This is a genomic window from Horticoccus luteus, from assembly GCF_019464535.1.
Classification (GTDB): Bacteria; Verrucomicrobiota; Verrucomicrobiia; order Opitutales; family Opitutaceae; genus Horticoccus; species Horticoccus luteus.
In genome coordinates this window covers 3,155,234-3,170,228 of the sequence record NZ_CP080507.1, presented here as the reverse complement: position 1 = coordinate 3,170,228, position 14,995 = coordinate 3,155,234, and the positions used below count along the sequence as shown (strand labels likewise).

The window sequence follows — 14,995 nt, the reverse complement described above, 5'->3', positions numbered from 1 at the left end:
CCTACAACAACGCTTGCTGATCGCCTCCGGCAAACGGTTTGAGGCCCACGGCGTGGTAACCTTTCGCCGTGAGGACGCGGCCCTGCGGCGTGCGTTGCAGATAGCCTTCCTGAATGAGAAACGGCTCGTGCACCTCCTCGAGCGTCTCGGCCTCTTCGCCGACGGCGACGGCGATCGTGCTCATGCCGACGGGGCCGCCGCGGTAGTTGTCGGCCATGATGCGCAGCATGCGTTTGTCCATCTCGTCGAGGCCGGACGAATCGATTTCGAGCAGTTCGAGGGCGGCGGCGGCGACGGGTTGGGTGATGCGGCCTTGGGCGCGTTCCTGCGCGTAATCGCGGACGAAATTGATGAGGTTGTTGGCGACGCGGGGCGTGCCGCGGGAGCGGGTGGCGATTTCCTTCGCGCCGCCGGCATCGATCTCCACGTCGAGAAGACGGCAACTGCGTTGCACGATGTTGATGAGCGTGGCGTGGTCGTAGTAATCGAGCCGCGTCTGCAACGTGAAGCGCGTGCGCAGCGGCGCGGTGAGGAGGCCGCTGCGGGTGGTCGCGCCGACGAGCGTGAAGCGCGGCAGCGAGAGCCGGACGCTGCGGGCGTTGGGCCCTTGGTCGATCATGATATCGAGCCGGAAATCCTCCATCGCCGAGTAGAGATACTCTTCGACGGTTTTGGGGATACGGTGGATTTCGTCGATGAAGAGGATGTCGCCTTCCTCGAGGTTGGTGAGCAGACCGGCGAGGTCGCCGGCTTTTTCGATCACGGGGCCGGAGGTGACGCGGACACTTTTGCCGAGCTCGTGGCCGAGGATGAAGGCGAGGGTGGTTTTGCCGAGGCCGGGCGGGCCGGAGAGGAGGATGTGGTTGAGCGGATCGCCGCGGCGGCGGGCGGCGCCGACCATGACTTGGAGGCGCTCGATGGTCTTGGGCTGGCCGGTGAAATCACCGAACGACAGTGGACGCAGCGCGGCCTCGGCGGAGGTGACGGGCGCAGCGAGGGTGGTGCTGATGTAACCGAGGCCTTTGGCGTTTTTATCTTCGGCAGGCATGAGGGAGGCGGCGGCGGGAGGAGTGGAGAGACGTTTCAACGCCACTCCACTTCGGCGCCGAACGTGCGCAGGTTTTCCACGAAGCGCGGATGGGCGCGTTTGATGGTGTCGGCGTTTTTCACGATGCTGCGGCCGGGAATGCTGGCGGCGACCATGTAGAGCGCGACGGCGGCGCGGATGATGTAGGGCGCATCGACGGTGGTGGCGCGCAGCGGCTTCGAGCCGAAGACGATGATGCGATGCGGATCGCTGACGACGACGTGCGCGCCGAACTTCGCCAGTTCGGGCATCCACGTGAAGCCGCCTTCGTAAACCTTGTTCCAAAAGTGCATTGGGCCATCGGCGCGAACCGCGAGTGCGATCATGCAGGGCAGCAGATCGACAGGAAAATACGGCCACGGCGCGGCTTCGATTTTCGGCAGCAAGTTCGACGTGAACGGTGACTCAACGCGCAGCGTCTGCCCCGGCCGGACGATGGCGGTGTCGCCGTCGTGATCGATCGTCACGCCGAGTTTGCGAAAGGCGCGGCCGATCAGATCGAAGTGGTGCGGGAGCGACTCGCGCACGCGGACTTCGCCGCCGGTAATGGCGCCGAGGGCGAGGAAGGTGACGATTTCGTGGATATCGCTCGCGATCGTGAACGTGCCGCCGTGAAGACGATCGACGCCGTGGATCGTGAGTTTGCTCGTGCCGATGCCTTCGATCCGGGCACCCATTTGGGCGAGGGTGGCACAAAGATCCTGCACGTGCGGTTCGCTCGCGGCGTTGAGGAGCGTGGACGTGCCTTCGGCCAGTGCGGCGGCCATCACGAAATTTTCGGTGGCCGTGACGGACATATAGTCGGGCCAGTGGCGCGCGCCGCGGAAACGGCCGGGCAACTCCATCGTGACGGTGCCGTTGGACTCGATCTGCGCGCCCAGTGTGGTGAGAATCTCGAGGTGGGGATCGAGTTCGCGGATGCCGAGGGAGCAGCCTTCGGCGTTGCCTGGAATCGCGAGGCGGCCCAAGCGGTGCAGCAGCGGCGGAAACAGGAGGACGGAGGAACGCATGCCGTTGGGCAGCGTGCCTTGGAGGCGATCGGGATCGAACGTGGCGTGCGCGAGGGTCATCTCGCCCGACGTGCGATCCCACGTGATCTGGGAGCCTTGCGCGGTGAAAAACTCCACGAGTTTCTCGACGTCCGTGATGGCGGGCACGTTGCGGAGCGTCACCGGGTCGTCGGTGAGGAGCGTGGCGCAGAGGATGGGCAGGGCGGAGTTTTTGTTGCCGGACGGAGTGAGGGTGCCGGAGAGCGGCTTGCCGCCGTTGACAATGAGATCGGCCATGTGGCGAGAGCGGGAAAGTTGGCGCGGACGCGCGAGGCGGATCCGCAAAATGAAGAAGGCGTCCGCGGAATGCGGACGCCTTCGAATGCGTTGGGGCCGGTCGGCCTTGGCAAGGTTTAACTCACGCGATCAGATCGCGCCGCCACCCTGCTGACCTTCCGGATTCGGGCCGCGATCGCGGCGATCGCCGCGGTCACCGCCTTGGTTGCCGTAATCGCCACCGCGGTTGCGGCCGCGTCCGCCGCGCCGACGGCGGCGGTGTTGTTGTTCACCGTCCTGACCGTCGCGGCGAAACTCGCCGCCTTCGGGGCGGGGGCCGCGATTGCCTTCAAAGTTCTGGCGGCCTTGTTCACCGCCGTGGCGCTGACGTCCGTCCGAGCGGCGGCCGTCGCGGTAGCGGTCGCCATCGCGGCGGCGTTCGTCGCCGGGCTGCGGGCGGGCGGGAGGCGCTTCGGGCGCGGGTGTGCCGCCGAAAAGGCCTTTGAGCCAGCCGAGAAAACCACCGGGTTTCTTCGCCGGGGCGGGTTGGTCGCGTTTCTGGCGAAACGCGGGACGCGGCTCGCGCGGCGGCCGGGGATCTTGGGCGGGGCGGGGTTCTTGCGGGGGGCGCGGGGCGCGCGGCTCGAATTTCTGCTCGCGGCGCTCCGGGCGGAAGGTGCCACGGTCGTCGCGGCGCGGAGGGCGGGGGTTCTCGTTCTGCTCGCTGGGGGCGGCCGCGCCGCGGCCGAAGCCGGAGTGTTCCCAGCTTTGGGCCGGGCGGCGTTCCTGCGCGGGCGGGAGGATTTTCAGTTCCGCCTTTTCAGCGGGCGCGGCGGGAGTCGGCGCGACCGGAGTCGGCGCGGCGGCGATGGGAGCGCGGGGAGCCGGGGCTGGTTGAACAGGCACCTGCGGCGCGGCGGCGACGGGCGCCGGAGCGGGCGCGGCGGCCGGGGCCGGAGCGGGTTCCTTCGAGGGGGCGACATCGGCACCGCCGAAGGGGTTTTTATATTCGCGTTGCGGGTTGATGACTTCGACTTGCGTCGGTTGATAGCCGCCGGGAGCGGAGCTGGCGGCGGCGGGTGCGGGCGAGGCGGGGCGTTTTCCGCGGGCGAGCCCGGAGCCGCGGGACGAGCCGAACTGACCGATCGGCGCGGTTGCATCCGCCGTGGAAGGCGTGGATGCGGTCGACGCGGGCGCGGTCTCTTGAGGAGCCGCAGCCGATGCGCCGGACGTTTCTTGATCTGGCATGGGTTTGTGTTTGTTAACTGGCGTTCAGCGCGGAATGCGCGAACAGCCGATTTGGATGAACGTTCGCGGAGCGCGGGATGCGCGCTCGACGCAAACAGGAAGCGACAATGTCGTCGCACCCGCTCAGTGGAGCAACTTCTAATTGAAAGAGGGGATGGTGGGCGCGGGCTTGCGTCGCGCGGGCGGCTTTTTCAGCGTCGCCGCCCATGGACAAGCTCGAAGAGATTTTTCAGATGCAGGACGCGCTGAACCGGCGCATCGGGGTGGCGCTGCCGCCGGCGACGGAAGAGGAAAAGGCCAAGTGGATCCTTAACTATACCCGTGCGTTACAGCAGGAAACGGCGGAGCTGATCGATTCGGTGCCGTGGAAGTGGTGGGCGAAATACCAGAAATTCGACGAGCAGAACGCGAAGGTGGAAGTGGTGGATTTGTTTCACTTTTTGGTGTCGCTCGCACAGACGCTCGGGATGACGGCGGACGACGTTTATCAGGCGTATTTGAAGAAAAACGCCGTGAATCATCAGCGGCAGGAGACGGGCTATGCGAAGAAGGACGAGGCGGATTCGCGGCATATTTGAGCGCGGGAAACTGACGCGCGGAGGAACCGGCGCGGCGAAAACGCGCCATCAAACTTGATGACGTTTGCTGTCGGGCGAAGCCGCGCGCGGGGCACGTGGACCACCTTGCAGGCACGGCGCTGCGCTTTTTCCGGCGGCGCGGTTAGAAATCAGCGCGAGACCACGAAGGCGGCGGTGACGTCGACGGCGGTGTGGCCGTTTTCGACGACGGACGCCTTCAGCTTGAGCTTGGCTTTGCCGTAGCGGGAAAGGGCGGCCTTGAACTCCTCGACGGCGGCTTTGGCGGGGCGTTCGCAGATCGCGCGCAAATCACCGAGGACGGGACGCCGGTAGGCGGCGCGACTTTCCTTCACCACGATGCGCCACTCGATCTTATCGGTGGCGCCATCTTCGTGCTTCATCAATTCCCAGACGACGCCGTAGCCGGCGAGCGTGGCGATGGAGACAAGACTGCCACCGAACGCGGTGTTGAGCGAATTTTTGTTCTGCTCTTTCGGCGCGGTGAGCGTCAGCGAATGCTCGTCGCTAATCTCCACGCCGACCCCCATCGCCTTGGCGAGCGGAATCATTTCGTGGAGGAACAGCTCGAAGGCTGGGATTTTCACCGACTTCATTGTCAGGCGAGGAACATGGGTGGTTTTGAGGGCCGCGTCAAAATCGGCGAAAACTGTAAGTTGCTCACCTTGCGGTTGAAAAGGACGGGAAGTTGGCGCGTGCTGACGGAAGGATGATTTCCGTGGGACAAAAGTTGACGCTGGATTTTCCGCTCAAAGTGGTGCGCGACGGCGTCGTGCGCGAGACTTTGCTGAGCGAATTACTGACGCGGCCGACGATCATTTCGGTGTATATGCGCAATAATACGGGGAGCTGCGACAAGCAGACCGACAGTCTGGCGGCGGGCGTGAAGGAATTGGAGCGCGGAGGGTTCAACGTGATGGCGTTGAGCCGCGACACGGCCGGATCGCATCTGAAATACGCGGCCAAAAAAGGCATCGCCTACGCGCTCGTGAGCGACGCGGGCGATCGCTTTGCCGAGGCGACGGACTCACTCGTCGAGAAGTCGATGTATGGCCGCACCTTTGTCGGCCCGGCGCGGGCGGCCTATGTGCTCGCGACCGACGGCACGGTGCTCGCGGTGATTCCGAAAGTTGATCCGGCAAATCACGCGGCGCAATTGCTGGAAATTGTGCGGGGCTTGTAACGGCGGATTTTCGCGCGGCGCCGCGGTTGCTGCGCTGAACGGGGAAGGCGGACGGGGAGCGTCGCGAGGACTCAGACAAGCCCCGGCGTCGGATAAATCACCGGGGTCATTTTGCCGTTCATCACCGCGCCCACTTCGACGTCGGAGGCGAAGGCGGCGCGGTCGCCCTGGCGGGCTTTGGTGTTGGGTTCGATCAGACGAATGCCGTCCTCAATATAGATGATCGTCATCACGGCGCGGGGCTGCGTCGAGGTGTTGGGACCGGCGCGGTGAAACGTCCAGCCGTAGTGAAAGCTCACCTCGCCAAGATCGAAGGGCTCGTCGACGAGCGGATAGTTGTGGTCCTTCATGGAGCGGCCGATGCGTTGTTCGCTTTCGTCGCTGATCACGAGGTCGCGGCCCATTTCGAATTGGTGACTGCCGGCGGCAAAGGCGAGGGGGCCCATTTCCTGCGTGGTCTTCTGCAACGGGATCCACGCGGTGACGGAGTTGGCGTTGCTCAGCGGCCAATAATATTGGTCGGCGTGCCAGGGTGTGATGCCGCCGTTCGGTTCTTTATAGAGCGCTTGGTCGTGATACATGCGCACGCCATCGACGCCGAGCAATTGCGCGGCGATGCGCCCGAGGCGCTGGCTCCAGCAGAATTCCTTCACGGTGTCGTTTTTCGTCCAGATGTTGATGACCTGGAGAAACGCTTTGCTGTAAGTGTCGCGCTGCTCAAGCGGCAGATGCATCGTGTTGAGGCGGTGCACCTCGTCCGTGATGATCTTGCCGTAATGCGCGAGGACATCGGCCGAGAGCACGTCTTTCAACTTCACGAAGCCATCGCGGCGGAAACGGGCGATTTGGTCTGCCGTCAGGGGATAGGGCGAATGGAGATCGAGCGCGGCGGTGGTCGTGGACATGGGGAAAAAACGTGGGCGCAAGATAGCGCAGGTGGGCGCGTGGGGCTACGCCGGGTTTGACCGACGCTGATACTTAATTAACACCTGAGGCGGTTTCTCATGCGCGCGACGTTGGAAAAAGTATCACTGCGACCGGGCGAATCCTTCGCCTGCCGCCGCTTTGCGAGCCCGCGTTTCGGGTCGCCGTGGCACTTCCATCCGGAGTGCGAGCTGACGTTGATCGAGGCGAGCCATGGGTTGCGTTTCGTCGGCGACAGCATCGGGCGTTTCGAGCGGGGTGACCTGGTGCTGCTGGGAGCGAATCTCCCGCACTACTGGAGCAATTCGCCGGACTGGAGTGGCACGGCACGCTCGGTGGTGGTGCAATTCTCCGAGCGGTTTATGGGCGAAGCGGGAGGAGCGATGCCCGAACTCGCGTCGGTGCGGCGATTGCTGGGCCGGGCACAGCGCGGGTTGCTGTTTCCGGGTGCGACGGTGCGCACCGTGGCGGAGCGGCTGGGCGCTTTGCCGGATTTGGCGCCGCTGCCAAGGTTGGCGGCGTTGCTGGAAATATTTCACACGCTGGCGGACGCACCGGCGGCGACGCTTTCCAGCGCAGGTTTTTCGCCGGGACTGACGGGGCGGGACGAGGCGCGGCTCGCACGCGTGCTGCGTTACGTGGATGGCGCCGTGGGCGAGGCGGTGAGCCAGAAGGTGGCGGCGCAACGCGCGGGGCTCAGTCCGGCGGCCTTCAGCCGCTATTTTCGACGGAAAATGGGGCACACGTTCGAAGCGTTTGTGAACGAAGTGCGCGTGGGCCGCATCTGTCGCGAGTTGCTCGATGATCCCAGCCGCTCGGTGGCGGAGATCGCGTTTGCCGGGGGCTACAACAATCTCGCGAATTTCAACCGCCAGTTTCTGCGCCGCACGGGGCTGACGCCGGGGGCGTTTCGCCGGAGCCACGGCGCAACGAGCGGGTCAGCGGCGGGGGGCGTCGGGCGCTGAAGGATCGGCCGCAGAGCGTTGAGCGGCGGCCGTGGCGTCGAGCGATTTGGTCAACGCGAGGATTTCGCGGCCGGCTTTTACGCCGATGTAGAAGACCAAAAAGCCATACCACGCGATCGAGGCGACGATCAGGACGACCCAGAAAATCACGGCAAAGTGGTTCATGTGAGCACGGGTTCTGCGGTGACGACGACGCGGCGGGAAAGCAGCGAGCCGCCGATCATCCCCACAGCGGCGAGCGCGAAGGACGAGGCGCCGGCGAGTTCGGGCGCGATGGCGAAGCGTTGTCCGAGGACGAGAAACGCAATGGGGCCCACGGCGCCGAGCACGAGCGCGGCGTAAGCTCCGCGGGCGTTGGCGCGCGGCCAGTAGACGCCGGCGACGAGGAGCGTGAAGACGCTCGCGAGGTAAATATTGCCGGTGACGGCGAGGTAGTCCCACGCGTTGCCCGGCAACTCATACCAGAGGCCGTAGAAAAGCAGGAAAACGCCGATGCCGAGCACGAGCAGGCGCGTGAGCACGAGTTGCGCGCGGCGGGAAAGCGGGCGGCGCAGGCACGGGGTGATGAGATCGTTGTAGATCACGGTGGCCCAGGTGAGGAGGTAGCCGCTGTCGGTCGACATTTCCGCGGCGAGCATCGCAGCGACGACGATTCCGATCACGCCCACGGGCAGAAGCGTTGCGAGATAAGTGGGCATCGCGGTGAGCGAATCGACGCCGGCGGGCAGGCCGCCGCGGTCGGCGAAATAAACGAATGCCGCCGCGCCCCAGAGGCCGGGCAATAGAAAGCGGCCGACGAAGTAGAAGGAGGTGCGTTGATACATGCGACGCGCGGTGGACGCATCTTTGGTGGCGAGCACGCGGCTGATCTGCGTCTGCCAGGTTGTGGCGACGGCGATTTGAAAAACGAACATCCAGAGGAGGTAGCCCCAGCCGTAGCTGGTGCGGTCGAAGGGATTGAACGGATTGGCGGCGAGTTTGGCGGCGCCGTGGCCGGCCCAGGCGGCGTTAAGGCCGTCGATCAGATGGGTCCAGCCGACCTGATGCAGCACGAGGACCGAGGTGAGCACGATGCCCACGCCCATGACGAGAAATTGCAGGTAGTCGGTAACGAGGACGGACAGCATGCCGCCGAGTGCGGTGTAGATCAGCACGAGGCCGAGGAGGCCGGTCATCACCCATTCGAGCCAGCCGGGCGGGAGACCGGTGGTGGAGACGAGAAACTCGCCGCCGAGGCGAAGGAAGATGCCCATGTTGAGCAGCCCGCCGAGCACGACGAACAGACCGGCGAACCAGCGGACGCGCACGCCGAAGCGTTTTTCAAACAACTCAGGAATCGTCATCACGCCGGCGTTGCGGAGAGCCTCGATGACGAAGCCGGTGCGGCCGACGAGCCAGATGGCGAGGCACATGATCACGCCGATGGCGGCGCCGGCGAGGCCCTTCTCGTAACCGAGTTGGGCGGTATACATGATCGTGACGAGGCCGAGTTCGGTCGCAGCGAGGGAGGCGATGCCGAGATTGACGTTCATCTCGCGGCCGGCGACGGCGAAGTCTTCGACGCCGCGCACGAAGCGCCGCATGGCGAGGCCGGCGAAAAGACAGCCGGCGAGATAAACAACAATGATGGCCCAGTCGAGAGGGTGCAGGGTCACGCGAGAAAGCGGGGTTGGGCGGAAACGTGGCGGCGGGCAGGCGCGGGTTAAAGCGCAATCTGCTCAAACGCATCTTGCGCGCGGTGGCGGGCACGTGCTTCGGGGAATTGAGCCTAGTGAGGCCGCATATTAAACTTACGCCGCGCTGGGTAGACCGTGCGCTCCGCGGGCGGTAGTTGATCGAGTAATGCTGCGCTCAAGCCGCGCGCGGGCCGCGCAGCCCACCTGTCAGTCTATGACACGAGCCACGATCGGTCACGCGAAGTCAGCCGCGATCGGCGGTGGGCGGGTGTCCGAAGGCTTTCCGGTAATCGCGGGAAAATTCATGGACGCGTGCGTAGCCGATGCGGCTGGCGATCGCAGTCATGGTGAGATCGGAGTGTTGCACGAGGCCGCGCGCCAGGCTGAGGCGAATTTGTTTGAGGCGCTTCATCGGTGGCAGGCCGACGGCTTCGCGACAGGCACGGGAGACGGTATTGGGACTGCGGTGAAACGCAGCGCAAAGGGCCTCGAGCGAACACGGGCGGTCGAGGTGCTGGCGAGCCCATGCCTCGATCTCCCACCATAAGCGGCTTTGTCCGGCCGGCGGTGGCGGCGCGGACGGATCGAGGGCGGCGGCGGCGAGCAGCGTGAGCAGGTGCGCGTGGCAAAGGTGGTTGCGCTCGACACTCGCCGGCTGGCGCCACGCGGCGTGGAGGGCGGCGAAGATGGCGGCGAGGGACTGCTGCGCGGGACGGACGCGCGCGGCAAAATCGGGCGGCGACAAGGTGGGGGCGAAAAAGTTGACCGAATAGTAAATCCAGGGTGCGCGCAGGACGCGGCCTTCGACCCATTCGTCTTCGTGATACCACACCAGCGCGCCCGGCGTGAGGTGCTGGCGGCGGCCATTGCAGCTTTGCTCGACCTCGCCCGCGACGACCAGATGCAGAAGATGGCCCGGGAGGGAAGTGGCGGTAAACGCGAAGCCCGGCGCGGCGCGTTCGAAGCGCTCCACGAGCCGGATGCTTTCGACGGGCGGCGGGCCAATGGCGCGGGCGGCGGTCATGGCGAGATTTGCTAAACAAAGTTTCCTCGCTGCTAAAGACGAAAGCGGCGGGAACGCTTAGAGTGGCTCGCTTTAACCATGAAAACCCACCTGCCTGCCGATCTCGCGGCGCGTTACGAGCGCGACGGTTTCGTGATTTTGTCCGAGCTTCTCAGTGCCAAGGAATGCGACACATTGAAAACCGAGGCGCAGCGGCTGCTGGCGGAAAAGGCGAAGCCGGGGGCGTCGGTTTTTCTGCACGTGGCGGTGGCGAGCGCGGCATTTCGCGCGCTGGCGGAGGATCCGCGGCTCGTTGCACCGCTGCGGCAAGTGATGCCGCACGGCGTGATGTTCATGAGCGACAAGCTGGTCTACAAGTCAGCCGACAAAACGTTTTCCACGCCGTGGCACATCGACTGTTTCTATTGGCGCAACACGCGGCCGAAACTTTCGGTGTGGATCCCGCTCGACGATGCCGCAGCGGAGAACGGAACGCTGACGGTCGTGCCGGGCAGTCACAAACGCGACTGGCAGATGGTGAAGAAAGGCCTGCCGAACGGGGAATTTGGAGACGAGGTCAGCAATGGCGACTGGCGCGAGGGCGACGTGGTGACGTGTGCGATCAAACGCGGGAGCGCCATCATCTTTTCCGACCGGCTCGTGCACGGTTCAACGCGGAACACGGCGGGCAAGGATCGGTATGCGATCATCAGCACGTATCACGCGCCGGCGGCGGACGAACCGTTTGATTTGGATTTTCCGGCGCGCAAGGTGCTGGTCGCCGCGGGCGCTTGAGGCGCGCAGAGCGCAGGCGTTCGCCGTTCGTCAGGGTGGCGCAACCGCTTGTCCAAAGTTTGCGCTGGGCCGGCGCGGCTGTTGTAAGCTGGCGGTGTCGATGGAAAATTTAACGCGCACAGAAGTGTTGTTGCAGGACGGGGCGCGCCGTGAGCGGCAGAAGGAGCGGCTGTATGTGTTCTGTCAGGCTTTTGGATGGGGCGCTTTTCTGGTCCTGCAACTCGTGTTTTCGTTTGTCTTCGCCACGACGTCGGAAGCGGGCGATCCGTGGCGCACCGTGGCGATCACGGTGATGGTCGTCGCACTGGGCGTGTTGCTCACCCACGCGGCGCGCGTGGTAATGAAGCGATGGGGCTGGAAGCAACTGGGCTGGCGCGCGCTGGTGCCGCGAGTGTTGCTGTTTTCCTTTTTGCTGTCGGTGGCCTGGACGGCGATCGGCTACGGCTACACCTACGGGGCGCTGCAACTGCCGTGGGAATCCAAGCACAGCGTCTGGTTGTTCTGCACGATCAGCGTCATCAATGGAACGGTGCTGATCGTCGGCTGGATGTGCGTCTATTTCATCTACCAGTTGTTCGATCGTTTCAACCGGTCGGAGATCGAGCGCCTGCAATTGATGGCGACGGTGAAGGACGCCGAGCTGCGGGCGCTGAAGTCGCAGGTGAATCCGCATTTCATCTTCAACGCGTTGAATTCGCTGCGGGCGTTGATCGACGAGGATCCGGCGCGGGCGCGGCTGGCGGTGACGCAACTCGCGAACTTGCTGCGCTATTCGTTGCAGTCGGCGCAATGCGAGTCGGTGCCGTTTGAGGACGAGCTGCGGGTGGTCAACGACTACCTGGCGTTGGAGCAGGTGCGGCACGAGGAGCGGCTGCGGGTGCGGCTTGATGTCGCGCCGGAGACGCTGGGGTTGTCATTTCCCCCGCTGCTGCTCCAGACGCTGGTCGAAAACGCGGTGAAATACGGCATTTCGCCGCGGCCGGAAGGCGGCGAGATTCTGATCGAGGCGGCGTGCGCCGGTGGGCAATTGCGATTGCGCGTAACGAATCCCGGCGAGCTGCGTCCGGCGGGAGCGGGCGGCACGACGGGCGGGTCGACGGGGCTGGGGTTGCGCAATGCGGCCGAGCGGCTGCGGTTGTTTTTCGGCGAAAAGGCTTCGCTGCGATTGCGAGCGGATGACGCTGCGCAAGTCGTCGCGGAAGTGATCCTGCCCAGCCAGATCTCACGCGCATGAAAGCCCTGATCATCGATGACGAGCGCCTCGCGCGCAACGAACTGAAGCGGTTGGTGAGCGTGTTTGCCGACGTGGACGTGGTGGGAGAAGCGGCGAACAGCAAGCAGGCGCGGGAACAGCTCGCGGCGTTGCAGCCGGAACTGCTTTTTCTCGACGTGCAGATGCCGGGCGAGACAGGCATGGACTTGCTCGCCTCGCTCGAGCCGCCGGTGCCGCACGTGATTTTCACGACCGCCTACGATGAGTTTGCCGTCAAGGCCTTTGAGCTCAACGCGCTCGACTACCTCTTGAAACCGGTGGATCCGGCGCGCCTGGCGACGGCGATCGAGCGGCTGCGGCAAAAGGTGGCGGGGAGTGCGGACGGCGCGACATCTGCGCCGGAGAGCGCGGCGCGCGACCGCCTCGCGGCCGACGACAAAGTGTTCGTGCGCGAGGGCGATCGTTGCTGGTTCGTCGAGGTGAAATCGATCCGCTTGCTGGAGAGTGAGGGCAATTACACCCGGGTGCATTTCGACGGCGCGCAGCCGCAGCTTTTCCGCTCGCTCAACGCGATGGAGGAGCGGCTGGACCCGAAATATTTTTTCCGCGCCAACCGGCGGCAGATCATCAACCTCGCGTGGATCGACAAGATCGAGCCGTGGTTCAGCGGCGGTTTGCTGGTGCATCTGAAGGGCGGCTCGCAGATCGAGCTCAGCCGCCGGCAGGCGCAGGAATTTCGCGAGAAAATGAGTCTGTGAGCGACCGCTTTGCCATGAAAAGAATCATCCAAAAAAACACGCTGGTGCGCTGCCGGTGGCGGGGGCTGACCGCCGCCGCGGTGGGGCTCGGGATCGGCTGGGCCATCAGCAAGTCGCTGGGCGTGGCGATGGGTTGCGCGATCGGCACGGGCGTGACGGCGGCGATGCTCGCGGCCGGGAGGAACGAAGAAAACCAGGCGCGCCGCCCATGATCAACGCCCGCAATCTTTCGAAGGTGTTCCACGACAAAAAGCGCGGGGCGATCCGGGCGGTGGATGACGTGAGTTTCACGTGCGAGCCCGGCCGCATTTATGGCCTCCTCGGGGCGAACGGCGCGGGCAAAACGACCACGCTGCGCCTGCTCGCCACGCTTCTGCGGCCGACCGCGGGCACGGCGACGGTGGCGGGTTTCGATGTCCTGGCGGAGCCGGCGAAGGTGCGGGCGCACGTGGGTTTTTTGGGCGCGAGCACGGCATTATATGCGCGGCTGACGGCGCGCGAGATGATCGCGTATTTCGGGCGGCTGAACGGCTTGTCGGACGCGGCGGTGCGAGCGCGCACGCAGCTTCTGGCGGACCAGCTCGGCATGCATGAATTTCTCGATCGCCGGTGTGATAAGTTTTCCACGGGCATGAAGCAGAAGACGTCAATCGCCCGCACGCTGGTGCACGATCCGGCGGTGATGATTTTCGATGAGCCGACGCTCGGGCTGGACGTAATGACGGCGCGCGCGATCGTGAAATTTGTGCGGGAGTGCCGGGATCGCGGGAAGACGGTGATCTATTCCACGCACGTGATGAGCGAGGTGGAGAAGCTCTGCGACAAGGTCGGGATCATCCACGACGGCAAACTTTGCGCGGAGGGGACGCCGGCGGAGTTGCGCACGCGATACGGCGAGCAGGATTTGGAGGAAGTATTCGTCAAAGCCGTGGGCACGGAGGAGGCAGCATGAACGTCCACAACATCTTCACGGTTTACCGGAAGGAACTCATCGATGCGCTGCGCGACCGGCGGACGTTGTTGTCGACGATCATCATCCCGGTGCTGGTGATCCCGTTGCTGACGTTTGGCGTGGGTAAGATCGCGTCGAGCGTGATCAACAAGGCCCGGGCCGAGACTCCAGCCATCGCCGTGCTCGGCGGCGCAGATTCGCCGGAAGTCGTGGCGCAATTCAAGTCGGCGAAAAGCCTCAAGGTCGTCCCGGCGGCGCCGGATTGGAAGCAGCAGATCACGGACAAGAGGCTGCGGGCGGCGGTGCAATTGCCGGAGGGTTTTGAGGCCGGTTTGAAACGCGGCGAGGCGCCGGCGGTGGCGATATATTATTACGAAGGTGAGCTGAAGTCGCAGTTGGGCGTGTCGGAGGTGGAGAACTTTTTGCGGACGCTGCGCGATCAGACGGCGGTGGAGCGATTGAAGGAACGCGGGCTGCCGGCATCGCTGGTGAAGCCGTTCGATTTCAAGCGCGAGAACGTGGCGCCGCCGGAGAAAGTGGGTGGCAACATGTTTGGCGGCATCGTGCCGTATCTCATCATCATCCTGTGTTTCACGGGGGCGATGTATCCGGCGATCGATCTCACCGCGGGCGAGAAGGAGCGCGGCACGATGGAAACGCTGCTGTGCAGTCCGGTGGCGCGGGTGGAGATTGTGCTGGGCAAATTCCTCATGGTGCTGACGGGCTCCATTTCGGCGATGGTCTTCATGCTGCTTTCGCTGGGGACGACGGCGATGATGGCGGGCACGTTATTCGCTGGCGCCGGTGCGAAGGCGGCGGCGGGGGCGGTGAAGTCGAACGCGGTGATTCCGATGATCGATCCGCTGGGGCTGGTGGGCGTGCTGGCGATGGTGCTGCCGGTCGCGGTGTTGTTTTCCGCGGTGATCTTCACCGTCGCGCTGTTCGCGAAGAGTTACAAAGAAGCGCAAAGCTATGTGGCGCCGATGATGATCGTGGTGATCATGCCGGCGGTGATCGGGATGCTGCCGGGCATCGATCTCAATGCGCAACTCGCGCTGGTGCCGCTGTTGAATCTTTCGCTGGTGTGCAAAGAGATGCTGTCCGGGATCTGGCACTGGCACTACATCGCGCTGATCTTCGGATCGTCCTGTGTCTATGCAGGAGTCGCGCTGGCGGTGGCGGTGCGGATGTTCAATCGCGAGAGCGTGATTTTCCGGAGTTGAGGCGCGCGAGGCGTAAAGTTTTGACGAAAGGTGACGGGCGCACGGTAAACGCGCGGTAAAACCGGGCCGTGCCTCTAGGCGGAGCCGGGGCGATCCGGTAGGATGCA

The 14,995-nt window shown here is 64.5% G+C and carries 17 protein-coding genes; 9 read left to right on the top strand and 8 right to left on the bottom strand.

Annotated features, from left to right (window positions below):
- Nucleotide 1: 1 nt before the first annotated feature.
- The 3 genes from ruvB to K0B96_RS13005 form a co-directional block, all read right to left on the bottom strand.
- Complete coding sequence (gene ruvB / locus K0B96_RS13015) at nucleotides 2-1,048, bottom strand: Holliday junction branch migration DNA helicase RuvB (protein ID WP_220161320.1); 1,047 nt, start codon at nucleotides 1,046-1,048, stop codon at nucleotides 2-4.
- Between the two features lie 35 nt (nucleotides 1,049-1,083).
- Entirely contained in the window at nucleotides 1,084-2,373 is a 1,290-nt protein-coding gene (locus tag K0B96_RS13010; protein WP_220161319.1) for a UDP-N-acetylglucosamine 1-carboxyvinyltransferase, read from the bottom strand.
- 129 nt (nucleotides 2,374-2,502) lie between these two features.
- On the bottom strand, nucleotides 2,503-3,600 hold the full coding sequence (locus tag K0B96_RS13005) for a translation initiation factor IF-2 (protein ID WP_220161318.1): 1,098 nt from the start codon (nucleotides 3,598-3,600) through the stop codon (nucleotides 2,503-2,505).
- Between the two features lie 206 nt (nucleotides 3,601-3,806).
- Here K0B96_RS13005 and K0B96_RS13000 point away from each other — a divergent pair, with 206 nt between their 5' ends.
- On the top strand, nucleotides 3,807-4,178 hold the full coding sequence (locus K0B96_RS13000) for a dUTPase (protein ID WP_220161317.1): 372 nt from the start codon (nucleotides 3,807-3,809) through the stop codon (nucleotides 4,176-4,178).
- A gap of 149 nt (nucleotides 4,179-4,327) precedes the next feature.
- Here K0B96_RS13000 and K0B96_RS12995 read toward each other — a convergent pair whose 3' ends face one another.
- Nucleotides 4,328-4,783 (bottom strand): YiiD C-terminal domain-containing protein, encoded by a 456-nt coding sequence (locus tag K0B96_RS12995; protein WP_220161316.1) that lies wholly within the window; start codon nucleotides 4,781-4,783, stop codon nucleotides 4,328-4,330.
- Between the two features lie 122 nt (nucleotides 4,784-4,905).
- On the opposite strand from K0B96_RS12995, the gene K0B96_RS12990 reads away from it, so the two are divergent.
- Entirely contained in the window at nucleotides 4,906-5,379 is a 474-nt protein-coding gene (locus tag K0B96_RS12990; protein ID WP_220161315.1) for a redoxin domain-containing protein, read from the top strand.
- A gap of 71 nt (nucleotides 5,380-5,450) precedes the next feature.
- On the opposite strand, the gene K0B96_RS12985 is transcribed toward K0B96_RS12990, so the two are convergent.
- The gene (locus tag K0B96_RS12985; RefSeq protein ID WP_220161314.1) at nucleotides 5,451-6,284 is read right to left on the bottom strand and encodes a phytanoyl-CoA dioxygenase family protein; all 834 of its coding nucleotides are present in this window, start codon (nucleotides 6,282-6,284) and stop codon (nucleotides 5,451-5,453) included.
- 99 nt (nucleotides 6,285-6,383) lie between these two features.
- Between K0B96_RS12985 and K0B96_RS12980 the strand changes: the two genes are divergently transcribed.
- A complete protein-coding gene (locus tag K0B96_RS12980; RefSeq protein ID WP_220161313.1) occupies nucleotides 6,384-7,268 on the top strand; it encodes a helix-turn-helix domain-containing protein in 885 nt (294 codons plus the stop codon).
- Here K0B96_RS12980 and K0B96_RS12975 read toward each other — a convergent pair.
- The 3 genes from K0B96_RS12975 to K0B96_RS12965 form a co-directional block, all read right to left on the bottom strand.
- The gene (locus K0B96_RS12975; protein WP_220161312.1) at nucleotides 7,242-7,433 is read right to left on the bottom strand and encodes a hypothetical protein; all 192 of its coding nucleotides are present in this window, start codon (nucleotides 7,431-7,433) and stop codon (nucleotides 7,242-7,244) included. The genes K0B96_RS12980 and K0B96_RS12975 overlap by 27 nt on opposite strands.
- Nucleotides 7,430-8,923 (bottom strand): sodium:solute symporter family protein, encoded by a 1,494-nt coding sequence (locus tag K0B96_RS12970; protein ID WP_220161311.1) that lies wholly within the window; start codon nucleotides 8,921-8,923, stop codon nucleotides 7,430-7,432. The genes K0B96_RS12975 and K0B96_RS12970 overlap by 4 nt, the downstream gene beginning before the upstream one ends.
- A 265-nt stretch (nucleotides 8,924-9,188) precedes the next feature.
- A complete protein-coding gene (locus K0B96_RS12965) occupies nucleotides 9,189-9,968 on the bottom strand; it encodes an AraC family transcriptional regulator (RefSeq protein ID WP_220161310.1) in 780 nt (259 codons plus the stop codon).
- Nucleotides 9,969-10,046: 78 nt separating this feature from the next.
- On the opposite strand from K0B96_RS12965, the gene K0B96_RS12960 reads away from it, so the two are divergent.
- The 6 genes from K0B96_RS12960 (at nucleotide 10,047) to K0B96_RS12935 (ending at nucleotide 14,888) form a co-directional block, all read left to right on the top strand.
- The gene (locus K0B96_RS12960; RefSeq protein ID WP_220161309.1) at nucleotides 10,047-10,742 is read left to right on the top strand and encodes a phytanoyl-CoA dioxygenase family protein; all 696 of its coding nucleotides are present in this window, start codon (nucleotides 10,047-10,049) and stop codon (nucleotides 10,740-10,742) included.
- A 100-nt stretch (nucleotides 10,743-10,842) separates the two neighbouring features.
- Nucleotides 10,843-11,976: a sensor histidine kinase gene (locus K0B96_RS12955; RefSeq protein WP_220161308.1), complete on the top strand. Its 1,134-nt coding sequence runs from the start codon at nucleotides 10,843-10,845 to the stop codon at nucleotides 11,974-11,976.
- Nucleotides 11,973-12,713, top strand: coding sequence for a LytR/AlgR family response regulator transcription factor (locus K0B96_RS12950; protein ID WP_220161307.1), 741 nt, complete (start codon nucleotides 11,973-11,975; stop codon nucleotides 12,711-12,713). The genes K0B96_RS12955 and K0B96_RS12950 overlap by 4 nt, the downstream gene beginning before the upstream one ends.
- A gap of 14 nt (nucleotides 12,714-12,727) precedes the next feature.
- Nucleotides 12,728-12,925, top strand: a complete 198-nt coding sequence (locus tag K0B96_RS12945; RefSeq protein ID WP_220161306.1) for a hypothetical protein — start codon at nucleotides 12,728-12,730, stop codon at nucleotides 12,923-12,925.
- Nucleotides 12,922-13,665, top strand: coding sequence for an ABC transporter ATP-binding protein (locus K0B96_RS12940; protein WP_220161305.1), 744 nt, complete (start codon nucleotides 12,922-12,924; stop codon nucleotides 13,663-13,665). Before K0B96_RS12945 ends, K0B96_RS12940 begins: the two co-directional genes overlap by 4 nt.
- Nucleotides 13,662-14,888 carry an ABC transporter permease gene (locus K0B96_RS12935; protein WP_220161304.1) on the top strand — a complete coding sequence of 409 codons (1,227 nt, stop codon included), beginning with the start codon at nucleotides 13,662-13,664 and terminating at the stop codon, nucleotides 14,886-14,888. Before K0B96_RS12940 ends, K0B96_RS12935 begins: the two co-directional genes overlap by 4 nt.
- Nucleotides 14,889-14,995: the final 107 nt, after the last annotated feature.